The sequence below is a fragment of the Pseudopontixanthobacter vadosimaris genome, assembly GCF_012979275.1.
Taxonomy (GTDB): Bacteria; Pseudomonadota; Alphaproteobacteria; order Sphingomonadales; family Sphingomonadaceae; genus Pseudopontixanthobacter; species Pseudopontixanthobacter vadosimaris.
Window position 1 is genome coordinate 1 of sequence record NZ_JABASZ010000017.1, and the last position, 20549, is coordinate 20549.

21 protein-coding genes, 1 tRNA gene and 1 pseudogene are annotated in these 20549 nt (G+C 64.6%); 14 read left to right on the forward strand and 9 right to left on the reverse strand.

The features are described 5' to 3' along the window. Window positions 1–137 (forward strand): annotated as a pseudogene (locus tag HG250_RS04500) (IS5 family transposase); the annotation flags it as partial. A 39-nt stretch (window positions 138–176) separates the two neighbouring features. Then, window positions 177–650 (forward strand): hypothetical protein, encoded by a 474-nt coding sequence (locus HG250_RS04505; RefSeq protein ID WP_170003132.1) that lies wholly within the window; start codon window positions 177–179, stop codon window positions 648–650. Between the two features lie 333 nt (window positions 651–983). Here HG250_RS04505 and HG250_RS04510 read toward each other — a convergent pair. Continuing rightward, window positions 984–1070: transfer RNA gene (locus HG250_RS04510), tRNA-Leu, on the reverse strand. Window positions 1071–1212: 142 nt separating this feature from the next. Then, window positions 1213–2064 carry a zinc-ribbon domain-containing protein gene (locus HG250_RS04515; protein WP_170003134.1) on the reverse strand — a complete coding sequence of 284 codons (852 nt, stop codon included), beginning with the start codon at window positions 2062–2064 and terminating at the stop codon, window positions 1213–1215. Between the two features lie 169 nt (window positions 2065–2233). On the opposite strand from HG250_RS04515, the gene ftsE reads away from it, so the two are divergent. Genes ftsE through HG250_RS04535 form a run of 4 tightly spaced genes read left to right on the forward strand, consistent with a single transcriptional unit; the run spans window position 2234 to window position 5157 of the window. Continuing rightward, a complete protein-coding gene (gene ftsE, locus HG250_RS04520) occupies window positions 2234–2974 on the forward strand; it encodes a cell division ATP-binding protein FtsE (RefSeq protein WP_170003136.1) in 741 nt (246 codons plus the stop codon). A gap of 29 nt (window positions 2975–3003) precedes the next feature. Further along, window positions 3004–3915 carry a cell division protein FtsX gene (locus HG250_RS04525; protein WP_338103861.1) on the forward strand — a complete coding sequence of 304 codons (912 nt, stop codon included), beginning with the start codon at window positions 3004–3006 and terminating at the stop codon, window positions 3913–3915. A 22-nt stretch (window positions 3916–3937) separates the two neighbouring features. Then, complete coding sequence (locus tag HG250_RS04530) at window positions 3938–4471, forward strand: YdcF family protein (protein ID WP_170003140.1); 534 nt, start codon at window positions 3938–3940, stop codon at window positions 4469–4471. After that, on the forward strand, window positions 4471–5157 hold the full coding sequence (locus HG250_RS04535) for a lysophospholipid acyltransferase family protein (RefSeq protein ID WP_170003142.1): 687 nt from the start codon (window positions 4471–4473) through the stop codon (window positions 5155–5157). Before HG250_RS04530 ends, HG250_RS04535 begins: the two co-directional genes overlap by 1 nt. On the opposite strand, the gene HG250_RS04540 is transcribed toward HG250_RS04535, so the two are convergent. Further along, a complete protein-coding gene (locus HG250_RS04540) occupies window positions 5154–6266 on the reverse strand; it encodes a pyridoxal phosphate-dependent aminotransferase (protein ID WP_170003144.1) in 1113 nt (370 codons plus the stop codon). The genes HG250_RS04535 and HG250_RS04540 overlap by 4 nt on opposite strands. Between HG250_RS04540 and metX the strand changes: the two genes are divergently transcribed. The 3 genes from metX to HG250_RS04555 are packed head-to-tail and all read left to right on the forward strand — an operon-like array spanning window position 6265 to window position 9397. After that, window positions 6265–7491, forward strand: coding sequence for a homoserine O-acetyltransferase MetX (gene metX, locus HG250_RS04545; protein WP_240956917.1), 1227 nt, complete (start codon window positions 6265–6267; stop codon window positions 7489–7491). The two genes, HG250_RS04540 and metX, sit on opposite strands and share 2 nt — an antisense overlap. Further along, window positions 7484–8092 carry a methionine biosynthesis protein MetW gene (gene metW / locus HG250_RS04550; RefSeq protein WP_170003146.1) on the forward strand — a complete coding sequence of 203 codons (609 nt, stop codon included), beginning with the start codon at window positions 7484–7486 and terminating at the stop codon, window positions 8090–8092. The genes metX and metW overlap by 8 nt, the downstream gene beginning before the upstream one ends. A 60-nt stretch (window positions 8093–8152) precedes the next feature. Continuing rightward, complete coding sequence (locus HG250_RS04555; protein ID WP_170003148.1) at window positions 8153–9397, forward strand: AI-2E family transporter; 1245 nt, start codon at window positions 8153–8155, stop codon at window positions 9395–9397. A gap of 32 nt (window positions 9398–9429) precedes the next feature. On the opposite strand, the gene fghA is transcribed toward HG250_RS04555, so the two are convergent. Genes fghA through HG250_RS04570 form a run of 3 tightly spaced genes read right to left on the reverse strand, consistent with a single transcriptional unit; the run spans window position 9430 to window position 12136 of the window. Then, on the reverse strand, window positions 9430–10287 hold the full coding sequence (gene fghA, locus HG250_RS04560; RefSeq protein ID WP_170003150.1) for an S-formylglutathione hydrolase: 858 nt from the start codon (window positions 10285–10287) through the stop codon (window positions 9430–9432). Further along, window positions 10287–10667, reverse strand: a complete 381-nt coding sequence (locus tag HG250_RS04565) for a VOC family protein (RefSeq protein ID WP_170003152.1) — start codon at window positions 10665–10667, stop codon at window positions 10287–10289. Before HG250_RS04565 ends, fghA begins: the two co-directional genes overlap by 1 nt. A 41-nt stretch (window positions 10668–10708) precedes the next feature. After that, window positions 10709–12136 carry an NAD-dependent succinate-semialdehyde dehydrogenase gene (locus HG250_RS04570; RefSeq protein ID WP_170003154.1) on the reverse strand — a complete coding sequence of 476 codons (1428 nt, stop codon included), beginning with the start codon at window positions 12134–12136 and terminating at the stop codon, window positions 10709–10711. 153 nt (window positions 12137–12289) lie between these two features. Between HG250_RS04570 and HG250_RS04575 the strand changes: the two genes are divergently transcribed. The 5 genes from HG250_RS04575 to HG250_RS04595 all read left to right on the forward strand — a co-directional run bounded on the left by HG250_RS04575 (window position 12290) and on the right by HG250_RS04595 (window position 16773). Then, on the forward strand, window positions 12290–12682 hold the full coding sequence (locus HG250_RS04575) for a hypothetical protein (RefSeq protein ID WP_240956918.1): 393 nt from the start codon (window positions 12290–12292) through the stop codon (window positions 12680–12682). A gap of 88 nt (window positions 12683–12770) precedes the next feature. Beyond that, window positions 12771–13247, forward strand: coding sequence for a hypothetical protein (locus tag HG250_RS04580; protein ID WP_170003156.1), 477 nt, complete (start codon window positions 12771–12773; stop codon window positions 13245–13247). Window positions 13248–13303: 56 nt separating this feature from the next. Then, a complete protein-coding gene (locus HG250_RS04585; RefSeq protein WP_170003158.1) occupies window positions 13304–13975 on the forward strand; it encodes a glutathione S-transferase family protein in 672 nt (223 codons plus the stop codon). A gap of 75 nt (window positions 13976–14050) precedes the next feature. Continuing rightward, a complete protein-coding gene (gene msrB, locus HG250_RS04590; RefSeq protein WP_170003160.1) occupies window positions 14051–14449 on the forward strand; it encodes a peptide-methionine (R)-S-oxide reductase MsrB in 399 nt (132 codons plus the stop codon). A 134-nt stretch (window positions 14450–14583) separates the two neighbouring features. Further along, window positions 14584–16773 (forward strand): transglycosylase domain-containing protein, encoded by a 2190-nt coding sequence (locus HG250_RS04595; RefSeq protein ID WP_170003162.1) that lies wholly within the window; start codon window positions 14584–14586, stop codon window positions 16771–16773. Between the two features lie 115 nt (window positions 16774–16888). Here the strand turns inward: HG250_RS04595 and HG250_RS04600 are convergent, their stop codons facing one another. From HG250_RS04600 to hflK, 3 genes are all read right to left on the reverse strand, one after another. After that, window positions 16889–18454 carry a Do family serine endopeptidase gene (locus HG250_RS04600; RefSeq protein ID WP_170003164.1) on the reverse strand — a complete coding sequence of 522 codons (1566 nt, stop codon included), beginning with the start codon at window positions 18452–18454 and terminating at the stop codon, window positions 16889–16891. A 118-nt stretch (window positions 18455–18572) separates the two neighbouring features. Further along, window positions 18573–19418, reverse strand: a complete 846-nt coding sequence (gene hflC, locus HG250_RS04605) for a protease modulator HflC (RefSeq protein WP_170003172.1) — start codon at window positions 19416–19418, stop codon at window positions 18573–18575. Between the two features lie 10 nt (window positions 19419–19428). Beyond that, window positions 19429–20511 (reverse strand): protease modulator HflK, encoded by a 1083-nt coding sequence (hflK, locus tag HG250_RS04610; RefSeq protein ID WP_170003166.1) that lies wholly within the window; start codon window positions 20509–20511, stop codon window positions 19429–19431. Between the last annotated feature and the right edge of the window lie 38 nt (window positions 20512–20549).

The following is a 20549-nucleotide window of genomic DNA, read 5'->3' on the forward strand; positions in this document are numbered from 1 at the left end:
TGGTCGAGCGGCTGTTCAACAAGCTGAAGAACTGGCGCCGGGTCGCCACTCGCTACGACAAAACCAAAGAATCCTACCTTGGCTTCGTCGCCCTCGCTTCAATCAAACTCTGGATACCCTTTGTCCATGAAACCTAAGTAAATTAGAAATTCTCAACCTGATGATGGAGGGGGTCTATGTCCACACCTGAATATTATAGGGACGAAATTTCGTCTTACTGGCTGAAGCATTTCCATTGCCAGCCAACTATGCTCGAGCGTCATCAATTTGCCCGGGCACTTCCCTATCTCGGCTCTGATGATCCAATGATGTTTTTAACTGCTCTACTTATCCATATTGCGTGCCGAACACATCAGGATTTAAATGCACGCTTCATGAACGATGGGGCATTGGCGCACGACTTAGCTAAAGAAATGCGATCAGATTTCGCTGCGTTGAGTGACGCCTTAGGCAGACTCGATTTTTGTTTGGATCAGACCCAGATACTTTCTGAACACGCGGAAAAATTGATTTCGGACTGGGGTCGCCATGAAGACCGTTTGTCCGATTGGCAGATCAGCGCACAGGATCTGCCACGTTGGTCGCTCTTCCTCGTGATCGGTATCGTTGCGCTGATTATCGGCACCGCAATCGCGATATTCGCGACTTAGTGACGAATTGCAGGGTCGGCTTCACAACTCTGGACTGCCAAGGAGCTTGCGTCATACCTCTGCTATGAAGAAAGCACTGTTGCGCGTATGGTGTCGCAATGCCCGCACAAGCTACCGCCAAGAGTTGCAGGACTGGATATGCCGCGTTGGCATCCAGGGTTGGTCGAGAAATGGGTTCTCGATCAGAGTCTGCCAGACATTAATCGACGTCGAGGGCGACCGCGTAACTCGATCTAAGCTACAAATTGATCGAAAATTGGGCACAGCTTATCGAAAGCATTTGTGCCAAACTGTGCCAAAGCCTGTTCAATAGCTTTGAAAACAAACAGTTTTTGGTGCGGTCGAGAAGACTCGAACTTCCACGGCCTTTCGGCCACAACGACCTCAACGTTGCGCGTCTACCAGTTCCGCCACGACCGCACTAAAGTCTGAAAAGCGGCCGGGGCGCGCTTCACGGGGTAGGCGGGCGCCATTAGCAAAGGCCTTCGGTGGCTGCAAGCGCCATAATGCACCGCAGCGCCATTTCAGCCCCTTCGCCGGGACACGCAGGCTGCGGCCGCCGTCAGTCCGGCTTCCACCCGATCTCGGCGAATTTGGCCGCGCGGGGAACGTCGGTCACCGCTTCGTTGATCGTGATCGATTCACCCGGTGCCAGGCTGCGCTGCGGCGGGGCGACTTCCCAGCTGTAGACGATGCGGTCGCGGGCATCGCGCAGTACGATCAGTATTGATGGTACCGCGCGCGTTTCCCTGCCGATATTGGTGACCGAACCGCTCGCCCCGAAGAATTCGGTTCCGTTCGGCAATTTGCGGCGGTCCTGCTGATCGGCGGGAAATTCCAGCACGAGATCCGGCTGTTCGACGGCAAACGTAGGGCGATTGACCGGCATCCAGTCCGGCAGGCCCCAATAGCTGACCGCAGCCAGTGTCCCCATGGCCAGAACGGCGAACAAGACCGCAGCCATGGTCCAGATCTTCAGAGGATTGCGCCGGGGACGGAAGGGGGGGCGGGAGTCGAATTGCGAAAAATCGTCGTCAGGATCGCCGGACGGTTCGTCACGCATCGCAAGGCCCTGCGGCAGGCGCGACCTGCGGCTTGCCGGCGGTGCGGCAGGCCCGGCATCCCGCGTGGCGATCGGCGAAGCAGCGGGAGCGGCTTCCCGGACGGCTTCCCCTGTATCCTCAACTGCAACTTCGGGCTTGCTGTCATCGTCCGGTCGCGGGCTGACTGCTCCAGCCTCTGCCGCATCCTTTTCCACTGGCGGTTCTGCGGCAGCTTCCCGATCGGCCAGATCATGCCCTTCCTGAAACCAGCTGTGGCGGCATTTCGCGCAGCGGACGGTGCGGCCTTCCACGCCAACGGCGCTGTCGGGGACGACATAGCGCGTCGAGCAGGCGGGACAGGCGATGATCATGGTGACCAAAGCCTTACGCCGCTATGTCTCCCATTGCCAAGTGTCTGCCCGTGGAACCCAGCGCGCAAAGGCTTTTTTCCACACCCAAGCGCGGCTATAGCCGCCCGCAGATGCCCGATGCATTCCCATTCTCTGCCTTTGCCGGCCTTATCCTGCGAGATCGCTCGGCATGAGTTCGGCGGCGGGCGATATCGTGCGGTTCGACAATGTCGGCCTGCGTTACGGTACCGATCGCGAGGTGCTGTCGGACGTGTCCTTCACTCTGAACCCCGGCAGCTTCTGCTTCCTGACCGGTGCCAGCGGTGCGGGAAAGACTTCCCTGCTCAAGCTGCTCTACCTCGCGCAGCGCCCGTCGCGCGGAGTGGTCTCGATGTTCGGAACAGACACCGTGACCCTGCCGCGCGCGCGCTTGCCGGGCTTTCGCCGGCGGATCGGCGTCGTGTTCCAGGACTTCCGGCTGGTGCCGCATCTGTCGGCTTACGACAATGTCGCGCTCCCTTTGCGCGTGTCCGGCGTGAGGGAGGACGATCTGCACATGCCGGTATCCGACATGCTCGACTGGGTGGGCCTGAGCGAACGGGCGCAGGCGCGGCCCGCCTCGCTTTCAGGCGGAGAACAGCAGCGCGTCGCCATCGCCCGGGCCGTGATCGGGCGGCCCGAACTGCTGGTGGCGGACGAGCCGACCGGCAATGTCGATCCCGACATGGCGCTGAAGCTGCTGCGCCTCTTCGAAAGTCTGAACCGGCTTGGCACGACTGTCGTGGTGGCGACTCATGACGTGCATCTGCTCAGGAAAGTGCCGGACTCGCTCATCATGCGGCTGGACAAGGGCCGCCTGTCCGACCCGACGGGTGCCTTGCGCTATCCGCCGCGCCGGGACAATGCGCCCGACAATCAGGTCGCCTGGTGAAAAGCCCGCCGCTGCCAGCCCGGGATGCCGTGAGCGGCGACAGGCGGTTTCGCGGCACGCGTGCAGCCCAGCTGGTGCCCCATGCCCGCCTGGCCGGACCGATGCCATGGGTGATCGCCATCATGATCGCACTGACGGTCATCGCGGCGGCAGGCGGGCTCGCGCTATCCAATCTGGTCAGCGATGCGAGGGCCGATCTTGCCGGGGGGATTACCGTGCAGATCGTCGAGGCTTCCGCCGCGGAACGCGAGAGGCAGACCCGTCAGGCTGCCCGCGCCATGGCACAAGATCCGTCGGTATCGGCGGTGAGGATCGTACCGCCAGCGGAACTGGAGGCATTGCTCGAACCCTGGCTGGGGGCCGATATCGGTGCCGGTGGCGGCAGCGGGGCCGTGCCGATGCCGGCGCTGATCGATGCGCGGCTGCGCGGATCGGCCGATGCGGCGACGCTGCAACGGCTGCGTGAACGATTGCGCAGCGCGGCACCGGCGGCGCGGCTCGACGCGCAATCGGCCTGGCTCGGCCCGGTTTTCTCCGCCATCAATTCGCTGCTCTGGCTCGCGGCGGCGCTGGTGGTGCTGCTGGGACTGACCAGCGCGGCGGCGGTGTGGCTGGCTGCCCGCAGCGCGCTCGGCGGCAATCGTGCGACGATCGAGATCGTTCATCTGCTGGGCGGAACCGACGGTCAGATCGCGCGCATCTTCCAGCGCAGCGTGGCATTCGACGCGATGCTCGGCGGGGCTGTCGGGCTGGCGCTGGGGCTGGCCGCGATCCTGTTGCTGGGGCAGCAATTCGCACGGCTCGACTCCGGCATGGTGGCAGGCGGCGGGCTGCACTGGCAGGACTGGCTGCTGCTGGCGGCGGTGCCGCTGGCGGGGATCGTCATTGCAGTACTGACGGCGCGGCTGACGATCCTTGCCGCCCTGCGGCGGATGTCGTGAGCTTGCTGGCGGGAATGGCGCGATGATCCGGCGGTTCTGTTCCTTCATCCTCCTGATCTGGGCGCTCGGCTTCCTGTGGTTCGCGGCAGCCCTGCCGCAGCCGCTGGAAGGCACCCGCACCGATGCCGTGATCGTCCCGACCGGCGGCGGCGGGCGGATCGAACGGGGGCTGCAGATCGTGCAGGCGGGGCTGGCGGATGAAATGCTCGTGACCGGGGTGGACCGGGACGTGACGCCGGATGAATTCGCGAGCAGCTTCGAGGTGCCGGAAGAATTGATGGAATGCTGCATCACGCTCGGCTTCTTTGCCGTGGATACCAGGGGAAACGCTGCGGAAACGGCGAAATGGCTCGCCATGCGCAAGGTGGAAAGCCTGCGCCTTGTCACGACGGACTGGCACATGCGCCGCGCCGCGAACGAACTCGCGCGCCGGATCCCCACCGACATCATCCTGCTGCGCGATGCCGTGCCTTCGGAACCGACACTCCATACGCTGTTCCTCGAATATCATAAATTACTGGCCAGCCGTATCGTGGCCATCGTTCAGGACAGCTAATGGCCATTTTTCGCAGCCTTCTTTTCTATCCGGTCTTTTACCTGGGTTCGGCCCTGTTCGTCCTGTTCACGGCGGCGATGATCCCTTTCGGCGCAAGGTTCATTCGCGCCGGCGTGCATGGCTGGACGGGCTGGCACCGGTTCTGCGCGCGCTATCTGCTCGGCATCCGCGTCAGGGTCGAGGGGCGCGCCAGCAGCGATCCGGCGTTGTACGTGATGAAGCATGAAAGCTTCTTCGAGGCGATCGATGCACCGACCCTGTTCGACCTGCCCGCGCCCTTCGCCAAGGCGGAACTGTTCGCCATCCCTGGCTGGGGCAGGGCGGCGCTTGCCTATGGGCTGGTGCCGGTGGAGCGCGAGGCGGGCGCAAAGGCCCTGCGGACCATGCTCCGCGAGGCGCAGGCGCGGATCGTCGACGGGCGGCCGCTGGTGCTGTTCCCAGAAGGCACCCGCACGCCGCACGGGCAGCGCAGGCCATTGCAGTCGGGTTTTGCGGGATTGTACAAATTGCTGGCCCTGCCGGTGATCCCGGTCGCGGTCGACAGCGGGCCACTGTATCACCGGCGCTGGAAACGCAGCGGCATCATTACATATCGCTTCGGCGAGGCCATTCCGCCCGGCCTGCCGCGCGCCGAGGTCGAACGCCAGGTGCAGGACGCGATCAACGCACTGAACCCGGCACCCTAGCCAGCCGCCTGCGCCATCCGCGCAAGTTCGGCGGCAATCTCGTCCATCTGGTCGCGCTCGCCGATGGTGATACGCAGCCCCTGCGGCAATCCCTGGCCGGGCAGCCAGCGGGTCGCATAGCCGATCCGCGCCAGCCCCTCCTGCGCCGCCTCTGCGCTCAGCGCGCCTTCGAACAGGATGAGCAGGAAATTGGCCTTGCTGGGCAGCGGGCGCAGGCCGTGATTGCCAAGCGCCTCCATACGCGCGGCGAACCGCGCCAGTTCGCGCCGATTGTGCTCGCGCGAGTGTCGCACGAAATCATCGTCGCCGATGGCCGCCGTCGCCGCCGCCTGCCCCGTTGCAGTGACGTTGAACGGGCCGCGGATGCGGTTCAGCGTGTCGATCAGGCCGGGTGCTCCGGTCGCCCAGCCGATACGTTCGCCCGCCAGCCCGTGGATCTTGGAAAATGTCCGCGTGACCAGCACGTTTTCATGCGCGGCGGCCAGAGCCATGCCGCCGTCGTCTTCGGTGTCATCCAGATATTCGGCATAGGCCTGGTCATCCACCAGCACCACGTCGCGCGGCAGGGCGGCGTGCAGTCGCTCCAGCTCGGCGCGGGGAAGATAGCTGCCGGTGGGGTTGTTGGGATTGGCGAGGAAGACGACGCGCGTAGCGTCCGTGACCGCCGCGATCAACGCATCGACATCGGCGGCATAGTCCCGGTCCGCCGCCTCGACCGGCGTAGCCCCGCAGCGCCGCGCCGCTATGTCGTAGACAGCGAAGCTGTAGCGGGCGAACAGCACTTCGTCGCCCGGCCCGGCATAGCCCTGCGCCACCAGATTGAGCAATTCGTCCGATCCGGTGCCGCAGACGACGCGGGCCGGATCGATGCCGTGGCGGTCGCCGATGGCTTCGCGCAGTGCCGTCGCACCGGGGTCGGGGTAAATTTCTGTGCGCCTCGGCTGCGCCAGTGCCTCGCGCGCCGCCGCGCCGGTGCCGAGCGGATTTTCATTGGCCGACAGCTTGATCAGCTCGCGCCCGTCGGCGGCCTTTGACTTGCCTGGAACATAGGCGTGGATCGCGCGGATCCAGGGCTTGGCGACAGGGCCGGTTTCGCTCGTGCTGGTCATGACCGATGCCGATAGCGCCGGTGCAGCGGAATTGACAGCCCGCACGCGCTGCCCCAATCGCTGCCCGGTAATGGGCCTCGAAACACCCCTCGATCACGGCGGAGAAGCCGGCAAAGGCGCGACTGACGCGCCCAATTCGCTTGGCCTTTCGCAGCCTCTGGCGCTGGACAGCGGGCAAAGCCTCACCCGCGTGACGATGGCCTATGAAACCTACGGTCATCTGTCGGCGGCGCGCGACAACGCCATATTGATCTGCCATGCGCTGACCGGCGATCAATATGTCGCCAGCACGCACCCGCGCACCGGCAAGCCCGGCTGGTGGGCGCGCATGGTCGGGCCGGGGCTGCCGGTGGATACGGACAGATTTCATGTCATCTGCGCCAATGTGATCGGCAGCTGCCTCGGCTCCACCGGACCTGCCAGCCTTGCCGCTGACGGCGAGCCTTACGCCATGCGTTTTCCTGTCATCACCATCCGCGACATGGTGCGCGCGCTGGTCGCCATGCTGGACGAGATGGGCATAGACCGGCTGCACAGCGTGGTCGGCGGGTCGATGGGCGGGATGCAGGCGCTAAGCCTGGCGGCGAATTTCCCCGGCCGGGCCGAACGCGTGCTGGCTATTGCCACCTCCAGCCGCCATTCGGCGCAGAACATCGCTTTTCACGAGCTTGGCCGGCAGGCGATCATGGCGGATCCGGACTGGCAGCAGGGCGCTTATTACGGCACCGGTCGCGCGCCGGACTCCGGCCTGTCCGTGGCCCGCATGGCGGCGCATATCACCTATCTGTCGGAAGACGGCCTCACCGCCAAGTTCGGCCGCCGCCTGCAGGACCGCGACGTGGTGGGCTTCGGCTTCGATGCGGATTTCCAGGTCGAAAGCTATCTGCGGTATCAGGGCAGCGGCTTCACCCGGCGCTTCGATGCCAATTCCTACCTCTATATCACCCGGGCGATGGATTATTTCGACCTCGCGGAAGAACATGGCGGCCAGCTTGCCCATGCATTTGCCGGGGAAGGGCGGGGCGCGCAAAGCCGTTTCTGCCTCGTCAGTTTCGATACCGACTGGCTGTATCCCACGGCGGAATCCCGCCATGTCGTTCATGCGCTGAATGCGGCGGGCGCGCCGGTCAGCTTCGTCGAACTGGCGGCCCCCTATGGGCACGACAGCTTCCTGCTCGACGTTCCTGCACTCGACCGGGTGGTCGCAGGCTTCCTGCATGGCTGAGGGGGTGACTGCGCTCCGGCCCGACCTGGCGGTGATCTTCCGGTCGGTGGCGACTGGCAGCAGGGTGCTGGATGTCGGCTGCGGCGACGGGGCGCTGATGGCGGCGCTGCGCGATCACAAGCAGGTGGATGCGCGCGGGATCGAGATCGACGGTGCGATGGTGGAACGCTGCGTGGCGCGCGGGTTGTCGGTGGTGCAGGGCGATGCCGACCGCGACCTCGCCTTCTATCCCGATGGCGCGTTCGATTACGCCATCCTCAGCCAGACGTTGCAGACGGCGGCACGGCCCGACCGGATGCTGGAGGAACTGCTGCGCGTCGGGGCCCGCGCTTTCGTATCCTTTCCCAATTTCGCTTACTGGCGGATGCGCTGGGCCCTGCTGCGGCGGGGCCGGATGCCGGTGACGCGGCATCTGCCGGTCAGCTGGTATGAAACGCAGAACATCCATCATGTGACGGTCAGCGATTTCGAGGCGCTGGCCCGCGATCTCGGCATCGGCGTGGAGCGTTGCTGGTTCTTTACCGGCACGCGCGAATGCGGGCGCGGGGGGGCGAACTGGCGTGCCGAACACGCGCTGTTCGAACTCGCCCGGCGGGGATAGGGCCGCAGAAAGCCCGAATCCCCGGCAAACCCTTCCTCGCGAAGGGGAGGGGCTTCGATCTTGACTCTTGAACAGGCGGGGAAGGATCGGGAGCTTTCCCCCCTTCGTGCCGTTGCAGGGGCAAGCATCGGGCAAACGGATTGCAGCAGGTGGGCCGAAGAACGGCTCGAGAAGGGGGCGGAGATGGGGCAGGAAACAGGGCCGGAGCCAGAGGGCACGGGAAGCAGCGGCGGCGGCAGGCGCAGCGAAATGTCCGCTTTTCTGAAGCGTCTGTGGGTCATTCTCCTCATCGTCGGACTGGCCTGGCTGGCCTGGACGCTGAAATTCGTGCTTCTTCTCGTCTTTGGTGCCGTGCTGCTCGCCATCATCATCAGGATCGGTGCCGGTGCCCTGCATGACCGACTGAAGATGCCTGGCAAGATGGCCTTCCTCGTGACGGTTCTGGTAATTTTCGGCGTGCCGCTCTTTGCGCTGTGGTCTTTCGGCGCGCAGATCGCGGAGCAGTCCGACCAGATCGCGCAGGCGGTTCCCGAAGCCATCGCGCAGGTCCGGCAGATGCTGGCGAGCACCGGGATCGGCGGAATCACCGACGCCGGTCTGGGCGACGCCTTGCCCGATTCGCAGGTCTATTCCAGCATCAGCGGGCTGCTGTTCACGACTGCGGATGCGCTGACAAATCTCGTGATCGTGATCACCGGCGGCATCTATCTGGCCGCGAGTCCGACGCTCTATAAGCTCGGTTTCCTGAAGCTGGTGCCGCCTGGATCGCGCAGCATGGCGGACATGACCTTGAGCGAAATGGGAACCGCACTGGGCCTGTGGCTGAAAGGCCGCCTGCTGGCCATGCTGCTGGTCGGTATCCTCACGGGCGTGGGCCTCTGGCTGATCGGCGTCCCGTCCTACCTGGCGCTGGCACTGCTCGCCGGTCTGCTGGAATTCGTGCCCTTCATCGGGCCGATCATCGCGGCAATTCCGGCGATCCTGCTCGCCTTCCTCGGCGGGCCGGGCGATGCGCTGCTGGTCGCCGCCCTTTTCCTGCTGGTCCAGCAGCTTGAAGGCAATGTCATCACCCCGATCATCCAGCATCATGCGGTCGATCTGCCGCCTGCGCTGCTGATCTTCGCGGTGCTGGGCTTCGGCGCGCTGTTCGGCATCGTCGGTGTGATCCTCGCCGCGCCGCTGACCGTCGTCCTCTTCATCATGGTCAAGCGGTTGTATGTGCGCGAATATCTGCACACCGCCACTGTCATTCCGGGCACCGAACACGACGATGACGGCGCCGAAACCCGCGAAATGCAGGTCTGAAGTGCGGATCAACCCGGGGTAGCTGGCGGGCGTCAGTCCTTCAGCCGTTCACCGTGCCAGCGGACATGTTCGGCCATGAAGGTCGAGATGAAATAATAGGAGTGATCGTAGCCTTCCTGCATCCGGATCAGCGGATTCATCCCGGCCTTCTTCGCGGCCAGCGCCAGCAGCCCGGTTTTCAGCTCGTCCTTCAGGAAATCATCCGCCGTGCCCTGGTCCACCAATATGTGGTCGTGGCGCGCACCGTTCTCGATGAGCGCCACGGCATCGTAAGGCTCCCAATCGCTGCGGTCCTCGCCCAGATAGCGGGAGAACGCCTTTTGCCCCCAAGGCGCCCGCGTCGGGGCGACGATGGGAGAGAATGCGCTGATGGAACGGAAGCGTTCCGCATGGCGCAGCCCAATGGTCAGCGCACCATGGCCGCCCATGGAATGGCCCATGATCGACTGCCGCGTCATGTCGGCGGGAAATTCCTGCCCGACCAGTTCCGGCAGTTCGTCCTCGATATAGGACCGCATCCGGTAATTCGCCGCATAGGGTTCTTGCCTCGCATCGAGATAGAACCCTGCACCCTTGCCGAAATCATATTCGTCTTCCGCGTCGGGCACATCCGGCCCGCGCGGCGAGGTGTCGGGGGCGACAAAGATGATGCCTGCCTCGGCACAGGCAGCACGGTATTCGCCCTTTTCCGTCACATTGGCATGGGTGCAGGTGAGGCCGGAGAGATACCATAGCACCGGCAGTTTCGCGCCCGGCTCATGCGGCGGAACGAAGACGGAGAATGTCATCTCCGTCCCCGTTTCGCGGCTGGCATGGCTGCACACATATTGGGTGCCGCCATGCGCCCGGTTCTGCGTGACATAGCTGATGCCGGCAGAATTCACAGCCATCAGCCCGGCCGGTGCATCGCGCAGACCTTGTTGCCGGCGGGATCGCGCAGATAGGCGAGATACAGCTTCATGCCCGCGCCTTCCCGAATGCCCGGCGGATCCTCGATGGCGGTGCCGCCATTTTCGAGACCGGCCTTGTGCCAGGCATCGGCCTGTTCGGGAGTCTTGGCCGAAAAGCCGATGGTCGAACCGTTGCCGCAGCTCGCGGGCTCGCCATCAATCGGTTTCGTCAGCAGGAAGATGCCGCCATCGTGGATGTAGATGACCCGTCCCTTGGGATCGAGATTGCCCTGCGGCCCGCCCAATGCGGCGAAAGTGGCGTCGTAGAATTTCTTCGAGGCGTTGATATCGTCGGCCCCCAGCATGACATGACTGAACATTCGTCTCTCCTTGGTTGTTGTCGTTGGTTTTCAGATTACGATCAGCTCTGGTGAACGGCCTTCGGCACCATGCAGGCCAGGACGCCTTCCGCGCCGTCCTCGCTGCCGTGGCCCGACCATTTCACTCCGCCGAAGGGCGCGTCCACGGCGCTGACGCTGGCGGAATTGATCCCGACCATCCCGGCTTCCAGCTCGTTCGCCAGGCGCCGCTGGCGCGCGGCATCCTTCGTCCAGGCATAGGCGGCCAGGCCATAGGGCAGGCGGTTGGCTTCGGCGATCATCTCCGCCTCGTCCGCGTAGGAATTGATCAGCGCGACCGGGCCGAAGGGTTCCTCGTTCATGATCTCGGCATCCTGCGGCACATCGGCGAGAACGGTGGGCGCATAGAAGAAGCCCTGATTGCCGATCCGCTCGCCGCCGGTCAGCAGCTTCGCGCCCTTGTCGACCGCATCCGCGACCATCTGTTCGATCGTGTCGGGGCGGCGGGCATTGGCCATCGGACCCATGCGCGTGTCCTTGTCCGCGCCATTGCCGACAGCGATCTTCTTCGCGCGTTCGACGAAGCCGTCGCGAAAATCGTCGTAGATGCCCTGTTCCACGATGAAGCGGGTGGGGCTGACGCAGACCTGCCCGGCATTGCGGAACTTGGCGGCGACCATCGTGTCCAGCACATTATCGACATCGCTGTCGCCGAACACCAGCACCGGTCCGTGACCGCCCAGTTCCATGGTCGTGCGCTTCATCCCCTCGGCGGCGAGTTTCATCAGATGCTTGCCCACGGCGGTCGATCCGGTGAAGCTGAGCTTGCGAATTATCGGGCTGCCGAGCAGATGGCGGCTGACCTCGTCCGGCACGCCGAAGACGATCTGGCAGACCTCGGGCGGCAGGCCCGCATCCAGCAGGCATTGCACCAGCATGATGCCCGATGCGGGCGTTTCCTCGGCCGGTTTGACGATGACGGAACAGCCCGCCGCGATCGGCCCGCCGACCTTGCGGGCGACGTTGATGATGGGGAAGTTCCAGGGCGCGAAGGCGGCGATGGGGCCGACGGGTTCGTAGCGCACCTCGGAATGGCTGCCGGCGGGGCGGACCAGCGTGCGGCCATAGATGCGCTTGCATTCCCCGGCGTAGAATTCCAGCAGCATGGCGGAATAGATCGCCTCGCCCTTGGCTTCGCTCAGCGGCTTGCCCTGTTCCGCCGTCAGCACGGCGGCCATGTCGCCTGCGCGTTCGCGGATCAGGCCCGCCGCCTTCGTCAGGACGGCAGCACGCTTCTCAGGTGCCTCGGCCCGCCAGATGCGGAAGCCATCATCCGCCTTGGCCAGCGCCTTGTCGAGATCGTCTGCGCTGGCCAGCGGCAACTGGCCGATCTCCTCGCCCGTCGCGGGATTGACCACTTTATGCGTGCGGCGGTCGCCAGCAGTGACGTTCTCGCCGCCGATAATCATGTGAAGGTCGGGATAATTCATGCATCGCCCCATTTCTTGCGTTGAATCCGTTTGCCGTGCCCGTGTGCCGTGCCCATCTACCGTGCGATGCCGGTATTCGCATCGTCATTCAAGCACGCTGAGCATGAACCGTGGCAGGCCTGCGTTCAGCTTGGGGCATTTAGGGCGGAACACATGAGAGATTCGGCAAAAACTATCACTTTCGTTTCCGCCATGGCGCTGGCGCTGGCAGGCGTGGCTCCCGCGCTGGCCCAGACCGATACGCCTTCGGCTGCAGAGGGTGCGCTGACGCTGGAGCATCGCACGGCGCTGCGCTGCGCCGCCGCTTTCGCCATCACCGCCAATCTGCAACAGCAGGGCAAGGCTGCGGCCGATTACCCGCCGCTGGCGGAGCGTGGCCGCGAATTCTTCGTGCGCAGTGCCGCGCGGGTGATGGACGATACGGGGCTGGACCGGGCCGGCGTTGCCAATGTGCTCACCGCCGAGGCGCAGGAACTGGCCGATGCCGATGCACGCGCCGCCATCATGCCCGCCTGCCTGCTGCTGCTGGACGCATCCGGCGTCTGAACCCGCCATTCACACGGAGGTCAGGCGCCCGTGTGATACTATGCGAAAAATAATTGATCGACAGACCGACTGACCGGAAAGATTCATCATGCGAAAGTTCCTGATCGCCGCCGCCTGCATTTTCTCGCCGCTCGGCGCTTCTGCCGCCCAGGCGCAAAGCGTCGATGCGCCCGCCATCGTTCTGCCAGGCGAGTCTGACCTCGATCATGCGATCGAAAGCGGCGCCTTGGCCGACAGGCTGAAGGATCCGGCGCTGCAGCAGACCCTGTCCACCAGTGTCGCGGTGCTTGGCGAAATCCTGCTCGACCTGCCGCTGGCACCATTGGCCGAAGCTGCCGCCAAAATGGCGGGCGAGGATGTCGCCGGGGTCGATCCCGACATGACCCTGCGGAACCTCGCCGGGCCAGATGCCGACCGGGTGCCTGCCGAACTCGCCGCCAACCTGCCGCGCATGATGGGCTCGCTCGCCGGAGCACTGGAAGGCGCGCAGGAGATTACCCCGCTGCTGCGCGATCTTGCCCGCCGGGTCGGTGATGCGGCGAGAGGTGCCCCGCTGCAGAAATGATCACCATGGCTGCGCCTTGTGGACGGCGCAGGCCATTTGCGGCATGACATGGCCGTATGTGGCGCCTTCATCAATTTCCGCTCTGCCCGTTCAGCCGCAAGGTCCGCTTGCTGATGAGCGAGAAGGGCATCGGCTATGAATTATGGCGCGAGAATCCCTGGGACGGCAGCGAGGCGTTCAGCGATCTGAACCCTGCGGGGCGCACACCGGCGCTGCACGATTCGGAAAAAGGGCTGATCCTGTGCGACAGCCGGGCCATTTGCGAATATTTCGAGGAAACGGTCGACAAATCGCCGATGATCAACGGCACCGCCGCCACCCGCGCGGAAATCCGGCGGCTGGTCGCATTGTTCGACGAAAATTTCTTCGGCGATGTCACCGCGCCGCTTTTGTACGAACGCATGAAGAAGCGCCTCGTGCTGCGCCAGCCGCCCGATTCGCGAATCCTGCGCGAAGCGATGAAGCTGGCGCATGACCATCTCTATTATATCGATTACCTCATCGACAATCGCCCCTGGCTCGCCGGATCGCAGATGAGCCTGGCCGATCTGGCTGCCGCCGCGCAGATCTCGGTCGCCGATTACCTCGGCGGTATCGACTGGCAGGGGCACGAACAGACGCGCGGCTGGTATTCGGTGTTCAAGAGCCGCCCCAGTTTCCGCCCGCTGCTGTCCGAACGGATGGAGGTGATCCAGCCGCCGCGCCATTATGCCGATGTGAACGCCTGACGCGGATCGCGATGCGCCCGCATTTGCAAGTCGGCGGGCGGCCCCCCATATCTCCTGCTGCACAAGGAGATTTCCATGACGAAGAAACTCGAACTCAGCGAAGCCGAATGGCGCCGGAAACTGACGCCCGAACAATATCACGTCCTGCGCGAAGCGGGCACCGAACGCGCCTTCACCGGCAAATATGACAAGAACAAGCAGGCCGGCGAATATCACTGCGCCGCATGCGGCCAGGCCGTATTCGAAAGCAGCGACAAATATGACAGCGGATCGGGCTGGCCCAGCTTCACCGCCCCGGCATCCGGCGAAGCGGTCGAGGAAAAGAGCGACGTCTCGCACGGCATGACCCGAACCGAAGTCCTGTGTTCGGCCTGTGACAGCCACCTCGGCCATGTCTTTCCCGATGGCCCCGGAAAGGATGGACTACGCTATTGCATCAACAGCGCCGCACTGGAATTCGAACCGGAAGAGTGACACCCTCGGCCCCGCCGGTCCTTTTCCCGTTCACGCGGGGTTAGAAGTACCCTATGCATGCCCGCAGGCGGTACGGGGCGGGCATGCTGACCCGGTCGGACGGGCAGGCTCTGCGGGAAGGGTGACACGGTTCAATGGCGAAACGGGGTAGCCGGCGGCGCTCTAGCCAGCGCGGCGGCGACATGGACGACACCGCGCCGCGGCGCGGGTTCTTCGCACGGCTGATCCGCGGCCTGTTCTTCTGGGGCATCGGGCTGGCCCTGCTCGCCGCCCTGTTCGTCACTCTGGCGGTTGCCTACACGGCGCAGAACCTGCCCGGCTATTCGCAGCTGAAAACTACCCAGAACGCGCAGACCATCGTCGTACGCGCGCGCGACGGGACGGAGATCGTCGAGCTCGGCCCCAGCTATGGCGAATGGCTGGACGGGCGCGAGATCCCGCAGGTGATGAAGGATGCGATGATATCGGTGGAGGATCGCCGGTTCTATTCGCATTTCGGTGTCGATGCCATCGGCCTCGTGCGCGCGGTTTACAACGCATTCGCCGACGATCGCCGGGTGTCGGCCACCAGCACCATAACGCAGCAGCTGGCGCGCAACATCTTCCTCAATTCCAATCGCAGCTTCGACCGCAAGATCCGCGAAGCCGTGCTGGCGGTGGCGCTGGAAACGAAGTTCTCGAAGGACGAGATCCTCGAACTCTACCTCAACAAGGTCTATTTCGGGGGCGGTGCCTATGGCGTGGATTCGGCCAGCCGCCGCTTCTTCAGCCACCCGGCGACCGACCTTTCCACGGCCGAGGCGGCCATCATCGCCGGGCTGGTCAAGGCGCCCAGCCGCTATTCCCCCACGGCCGATGTCGACGCCGCCGTGGACCGCGCGAATGTCGTGCTGCGGCTGATGCGCGAACAGGGCCGCATCTCCAGCAGCCAGGCATCGGTCGATCCTTCCACCGTCCGGCTGAAGGAAGACCGCAGCCAGAACTCGGCGCGCTATTTCACCGACTGGGTTCTGCCGCAACTCGACATATTGCTGCCCGAAACCTTTGCCCCGATCGAGGTCTGGACAACGCTGGACGTCGGCATGCAGCGCGCGGCGGCGGCGGCGATCACCGCCAACACGCCCGCCGGAACGCAAGGGGCGCTCGTCAGCATGGATGACGATGGCGCGGTGCTGGCCCTCGTGGGCGGGACCGATTACGTCTCCAGCAATTACAACCGGGCCACCAGCGCCCTGCGCCAGCCGGGGTCGGCCTGGAAATTGTTCGTCTATCTCGCCGCGCTCGAGGCCGGTTACACACCCGAAGACCGCGTGGTCGACGCGCCGGTCACGATCGACGGGTGGAGCCCGCGCAATTCGGGCGGCGGCTATGCGGGCGAGATCGACGTGCGGACGGCCTTCGCCTATTCGAAGAACACCGTCGCCGCCCAGCTTGGCAACGAGGTCGGCTTCGGAACGGTGGCATCGATGGCGCGGCGCTTCGGCGTGACGACGCCCATCGCCACCAATCCGGCGATGGTGCTGGGCAGTTCGGAAGTGCGCCTGCTCGACATGACGCGCGCCTTCGCCTCGGTCTCGGCGGGCGGCGTCTCGGTCGAACCCTATGGCATACTGACGGTGACGACGGATGATGGCGAGGTTCTCTACGCGCATGAGGAGAGTGAAGCTGTCCAGCTTGTCCCGGCCTATGTGGCTGCGGCGATCACCGATCTGCTGCAGACTACGGTGAATACGGGCACGGGCCGCGCGGCGCAGATCGGCCGGCCCGTGGCGGGCAAGACCGGCACCACCTCGGCCAACAAGGATGGCTGGTTCCTCGGCTTTTCATCCGGGATCGCGACCGGTGTCTGGATGGGCCGCGACGATGCGAGGCCGGTCGGCGGGTTGCAGGGGGGGCGCGCCCCCGCGCAGGCCTTTGCCGCCTTCATGCGCTATGCGGTCAAGGATCGCCCGGTCACCCAGTTCCAGACCGAGATGCAATTGCCGGAATGGCAGCTCGAACCCGATGACGAATATTTCTTCGGCGATCCGGAAGATTATTACTTCATCGACGAACAGGGCAATCTGATCGAGCCGGGTCGCAGCGACCGTTCGGGCCGCAATCCCTTCCCGATGGAACGGGAAGAAGGTTATACTGGCCCGGACGACCGCGTGCCGGAACAGGATCAGGCGGTCAGCGACGATTTCCTCGACCGGGCGCTCGGTCGTGGACGCAACCGGCAGAACCCGCCGCCGCCGCCACCACCCCCGCTGCCACCGCAGCCGGGCGGCGGGGGCGGGCCGGGTCAGCAGCCGATCCTCATCCCTTCAAATCCGCGCGATTGATACAGGCGGCCAGCAGCGGCGCGGACCTGCCCTTGACGCAAACTGCATTCCAATGAAAAGGCCCCCGCCGGTCAAACCGGCAGGGCCTTGTCGATCAGGTCGGAAAGTCACCGCGTCAGTTCAGGCGCACCGCCACATATTGTGCCGGCGATCCGCGGCGCTGGATACGCAGCAGGACGGCATCGCGATTGGCGCGTTCGGCCTCGGCGACAATCGCCTCCAGCGCGGCGATGGTCGTCACCTCGTTGTAATTCGCCGACAGGATGATGTCGCCCCGGCGCAGACCCTTGCGGCCCGCATCCGAATTGGGGTTCACCGCCCCGATCACCAGGCCGCGCAGATCGGTATCCACGCCAAGCTGGCGGGCGATGCGCGGCGTGAGGTCGATAACCTGAAGGCCGAGTTGTTCGGCGATCACGCCGCTTTCGTCCCCGTCTTCCATATCCTCTTCGGCATCGGGGTCGAACATCTGCTGCTGGCGCAGTTCCTCGTCACTGGGGCGGCGGCCGATGGTGGCGGTTACCCGGCGGCGTTCACCATCGCGCAGCAGCACGATGGGCACGCGGGTTCCCGGCTCGATATTGGCCACGAGGAAGGACAGCGTCTGCTCGGGAGTCACGTCCTGCCCGTTCACGCTGACGACGATGTCGCCGGCGCGAAGGCCCGCATCGGCAGCAGCGGCACCGGGTTCGACCGACTGCACCAGCTCGCCCTGGTTGCGCGGCAGGCCGAGCGAGGCGGCCAGATCGTCATCGACCGGCTGGATACGCACGCCAAGATAGCCGCGTTCGATTTCCAGCCCCTGCGCCAGGCGATCGACGATCGGCGCGGCGATCTCGGCGGGGATGGCGAAGCCGATCCCTACGCTGCCGCCCGAAGGCGAAAAGATCGCATTGTTGATGCCGATGACATTGCCCTGCATATCGAACAGCGGCCCGCCCGAATTGCCGCGGTTGATGCTGGCATCGGTCTGGATGTAGCGGTCGTAGGCACCGCCTGTATTGGTGGCGCGATACACGGCGGACACGATCCCGGAGGTCACCGTGCCGCCAAGGCCGAAGGGGTTGCCGATGGCGATCACCCAGTCGCCCACCCGCGCCTGGCTGGAATCGCCGAAATTGACGAAGGGGAACGGTGTGCCGCGCTGGATCTTCAGCACCGCGAGGTCGCTCGAAGCATCGTTGCCGACAAGCTCCGCCGGATATTCGGTGCCGTCGGGCATCGTCACCGTGATCTCCTCAACCGTGCCGCGCCCGGTGGGGCTGACGACATGATTGTTGGTCACGACGAAACCATCGGCGGAAATGATGAAGCCGGACCCCAGCGACTGCGCCTCGCGCGTCTGCGGCTGCTGGGGCTGGCCCTGACCCCGCCGGCCGCCGAACAGGCCTTCGAAAGGCGTGCCGGCAAAGGGGTTCTGCTGCTGCTGCACCTCGACCCGCTGGCGGGTGGAGATGTTGACCACTGCCGGTTGCAGCTGTTCCGTCAGATCGGCGAAACTGGCCGGCGCACCGTCTACGGGGACGACCCGGTTGATCATATTGTCCGCATTGCGGGCCACCTGCGCACCGGCTGGCTGGCCGGTCACGAGGGAGATGGCGGCGCCGCCGACCAGCAGCGCGGAGGTCAGTCCATAAGCATATCGCACAGGCTTCACGTCCTTCAGATTCCTTTTAATCATCGATCTTCGCCAAGGCACGGCGAGGCGCGCCCGTTGCTGCGAGATTGCGGCATGCCGCTTGAACGCGGTTTGAACGGATGTCGCAACCCGTCGCGGCGTGCCGTCCAGACCATCGCTCTCACCTTTGCCCCCGGAACTGACGCAGATATTCATTGTCGGGCGACAGGATGATCGAACTTTGCGCATCGCCATTCTCGAATGTCCGGCGATAGCTTTCCATGGCGCGGTAGAAATCGTAGAATTCCGGGTCCTTGCCATAGGCATCGGCATAGGTGCTGGCAGCGGTCGCCTCGCTTTCGGCGCGGATGATCTGCGCGTTCTTGCGCCCCTGCGCCCGGATGGTCGCGGCCTCTTCCTCGCGGTCGGTTTCCATGCGGGTAAAGGCCGATTCCAGCGGCCGGCCGTCGGGCAGGTCGGCGCGCTTGATCCGCACGTCGATGATCTGGGCGCCATATTGCCGCGCCTGCCGGTCGAGCGTGTTGCGGATATTCTCCATCGCATCGCCGCGTTCCGCCGTCAGCAGCGAGGCAAAGGGGCGGCGCCCCAGTTCCTGCCGCAGGACCGAGGTCAGGATGGGTTCGAGCTGCATCACCACCTGTTCCGTAGTGCCGGCGGTGCGGACCATCTTGACAGGGTCGATGATGCGGAAACGCGCATAGGCATCGACCTGAAGGCGCTGCTGGTCGTTCGACAGCACCTGCTGCCGTTCCATGTCGAGGTCGAGCACGCGCTTGTCGATATATTGGGCGCGTTCGAGAAAGGGGATGCGCCAGACGATGCCCGCCCCGGTCTGGCCGTAGGGTTCGTTCGGCTGGAAGCGATTGACGACGCGCACCGGTTCACCGGTGCGGACGATCACCGCCTGCTGGCTTTCCGGCACGACGATCAGGCTGGAAAGGGCGGCGAAGATCAGCACCGCCAGCGCCATCAGCGCCAGCTTGTGATCTTCCCAGATGCGCTGCATGCCGTTCATGTCACTGGCTCCCGTTTGCAGGTGCGGGCGCTGCGCTGGCGGCAGGCGCGCGCTGGCGGCGCTGCACTTCCGGCAGCGGCAGATAGGTCTGCACGCCGTCCGTTTCGACGATGGTCTTGTCGGTCTTGGCCAGGACGCTTTCCATGGTTTCGTAATAGAGGCGGCGGCGGGTCACTTCGGGTGCCATCCGGTATTCCTCGTAGATCTTGTCGAAGGATGCGGCATCGCCCTCGGCCTGCGCCAGAACCTGCTGAGCATAGGCCCGCGCCCGGTTCAGTTCGGCATCGGCATCCTGCTGGGCGGCGGAAACGTCCTTGAACGCCTCGACCACGCGCTCGGGCGGATCGGTCCGTTCGATTTCGATACCCTGCACGGCGATGCCTGCACGATAGGCGTCGAGCAACGCCTGCATGCGGGCGCGCACGCCCTGCTCGATCTCGGCCCGGCCCGCGCCCGAGAAGGTCGCGTCCAGCGTCTGTTCGGCGACGGAGGCGCGCATCGCGGCCTCGGCCACTTCGCGCACGGTTTCCTCAGGCTCCGCCAGCTGGAACATATATTGCTTCAGATCCTTGATGTTCCAGCGAATGACATAGCTGAGATCGACCAGGTTCTGGTCGCCGGTCAGGATCAGCTTCTGTTCGTCGCCCTCGGGAATCTTCTCGCTGCGGATCGAGGTCACGTCCGTGACGGTGACCTGCTGGAAGGGCCAGGGCGCGGTGATGTGCAGGCCCGAATTCAGCGTATTCGAATATTTGCCGAATGTGGTGACCACGCCCTGTTCGCGCGGGGCGATCTGGTGAACCATGGTGACGAACAGCAGCACGCCGACGATCACCGCGATGGCGAGGGGGAACCAGCTTTTGCCGCCGGGTCGCCGGGGCAGGCGGAAATTGCTGCCACCGCCGCCGCCGCCGACGCGGCGCGGCCCTTCAGGCCCGCGGTTCTTGAAAATGTCCTCGATGCTGGCGCTGCGTCGCGGGCCCGGCCTGTTGGGGTCGTTCCCGCCCCTATGGGCCAACACGCGATTGGCCGAACGCTTCGCTTCATCTAGCGCCTTGAAGCTAGAGGGCTCGGGGTCGAGCATCCATTCGGAGCGCCGTTTCTCATCCGTCGGTCTCCGGC